3 protein-coding genes are annotated in these 2,311 nt (G+C 39.5%); 2 read left to right on the top strand and 1 reads right to left on the bottom strand.

The window, feature by feature from the left end; all coding sequences use genetic code 11:
- Positions 1–180: hypothetical protein (locus tag V7K35_RS28905; RefSeq protein WP_335083835.1), on the bottom strand; the 180-nt coding region annotated here is incomplete at its 3' end.
- 218 nt (positions 181–398) lie between these two features.
- Between V7K35_RS28905 and V7K35_RS28900 the strand changes: the two genes are divergently transcribed.
- Positions 399–1,985: a protein kinase domain-containing protein gene (locus V7K35_RS28900; RefSeq protein WP_442939777.1), complete on the top strand. Its 1,587-nt coding sequence runs from the start codon at positions 399–401 to the stop codon at positions 1,983–1,985.
- 83 nt (positions 1,986–2,068) lie between these two features.
- A partial coding sequence (locus V7K35_RS28895; RefSeq protein ID WP_335083833.1) for a hypothetical protein occupies positions 2,069–2,311 on the top strand: 243 nt, incomplete at its 3' end.

The raw sequence follows: 2,311 nt of genomic DNA, 5'->3' as shown, positions 1-2,311 counted from the left end.
AATGTTAATGTGTCCCTCTACAATGCCAATGCATCCCGATACAATGTTAATGTGTCCCTCTACAATGCCAATGCATCCCGATACAATGTTAATGTATCCCTCTACAATGCCAATGCATCCCGATACAATGTTAATGCGTTGCCCTACAATGCCAATGCATCCCCCTGCATTAAATAACACTACGCTTTTATGCAAAACTGTACTTAGTTTTGATTATGTCGCGCATTGAAAGTACGGCTGAGGCATTTGTAACTTGTAGTACCAATATTTGTTTTAACCATTTTCTCTGACTGCCATAATTTTCTCAGTTTATAAGCAGCATCCGTATAGTCCCCTTAATTCGCGATGATAACTCGCAAATATTTTTTCCTTTGTTTCTATCTTCTTGGCAAATAGCAATGGGCAGCCAAAGTGATACAATCAAGCCAACAACATCCTACGGAGTAAGATGGATGCCGATAAATACAGTTCTCCGCAACCACTATAAAATCGTAGGGCTTTTAGGAAGCGGTGGGTTCGGTGATACCTATTTAGCTGAAGATTTAGATTTGCCTAACAAGCCCAGGTGTGTTGTCAAACACTTAAAACCAAAAACCTCCGATACAGCAGTTTTACCAATCGCTAGACGATTATTTGAAAAAGAGGCAGAAGTTTTATATCGCTTAGGTAACCTGAGCAAGCAAATACCCAAATTATTCGCTCATTTTGAAGAAAATGGGGAATTTTATTTAGTACAAGAATTTGTGGATGGACGTGACTTGTCTACAGAGATAATTCCTGACCAGCCGTGGGGTGAAGCTCAAGTAGTTCAACTGTTGCAGGAAATTCTTGAAGTTTTAGTAGTGGTACATCAGCAAAATATTATCCACCGAGATATCAAGCCGCAAAACTTGATGCGTCGGCGCAAGGATAGCAAGATTATGCTGATTGACTTTGGAGCAGTTAAAGAAATTGAAGGTTTGGCACAAAATACTCAAGGTCAAGTGACTTCGACTATTATCATTGGCTCCAATGGTTATATGCCTAATGAACAAGCTAGTTCTAAGCCAAGGTTGTCTAGCGATATCTTTGCAGTGGGGATTGTTGCTATTCAAGCTTTGACAGGTAGAATCCCTCAAGAATTCTCAGAAGATGCAAATGGCGAAATTATCTGGCGTCATTGGACAAATGTCAGCGATCGCCTAGCTGATATCTTAACAAAAATGGTGCGTTACAACTTTAGCCAACGCTACCAGTCGGCAGCAGAGGCGTTAGAAGCACTGGGTTCCTCAACATCTCCAACTCGCATCGTAGCTCCAACTTATTCAGTTTCTCCTGTAAAACCAAAATCAACAAATAGGGAGATATTTGGATTGAATCGGATAGTTTTAGCTGGAACTGTAATCGGAGCAGGAGTAGTGGCGATGCTTGCATTATCTTATTTTCCCAAACAGCAATCTCCCCAAATAACAGAAAAAACTGATTTTCCCAAACAGCAATCTCCCCAAGTACCAGAAAAAACTGATTTTCCCAAACAGCAATCTCCCCAAGTACCAGAAAAAACTGAGCAATTTATTTCACTACCTTGCAGTTCGGAACTAACTTCACTTCCCTCAACTACAAAACCCGATAAAAAGTTTCCAGATGGTACTGAATATTATGGGGCTAAAGATAAAAATAGCAATCCATCTGGTAAAGGAGTAATGATATTTAAGAATGGTAGTCGATACAATGGAGAATTCAAAAATAATCAGCGCAATGGTTGTGGCATATTTTTATATCCCACAAGTAAAAGTTTTTATAAAGATTATATAGGTCAATTTGTCAACGATAAATTTGAGGGGCTAGGAAAAATTAGATTCAAAGATGGTAATGAGTATCGAGGCAATTTTAAAGCTGGGCACTGTGAAGGCCAGGGAATATTTAAATTCGCAGATGGCTCTTTTAAGAATGGAATTTGGCAGAATGGAAAATTGCAAGGAAGCAATTTCTCATGTAAAATATAAAAAACCTTTTATGTAGTATGTGTAATATGACTGAAGAATGATAAATATTAATATTGAATGTAAATCTACTTTATTAACGAAAAATGAAACAAAAGTCATCTAAAAAATTGAAATCCATTGTTTCTACTGCTTGGTTACTTTTTTTCGCCAGCTTTGGTATAGTTGTTCTGCCGCAGGTAACTCTAGCACAGCAGGAACAACCAAGCCAAACTCCGGCAACTCCAGACCAACCTCCGGCAACTCCAGACCAACCTCCGGCAACTCCAGACCAACCTCCGGCAACTCCAGACCAACCTCCGGCAACTCCAGACCAACCTCCGGCAACT

Origin of the sequence: Nostoc sp. (genome assembly GCF_036917275.1) — a bacterium.
GTDB lineage: Bacteria > Cyanobacteriota > Cyanobacteriia > Cyanobacteriales > Nostocaceae > Nostoc.
Note: the sequence above shows the minus strand (reverse complement) of the source record. Positions and strands in the feature narration are given on the sequence as shown.

Bases quoted from the DNA above. Each gene is read 5' to 3' on its own strand.
- V7K35_RS28900 (WP_442939777.1), top strand. From the start codon at position 399: ATGGGCAGCCAAAGTGATACAATCAAGCCAACAACATCCTACGGAGTA.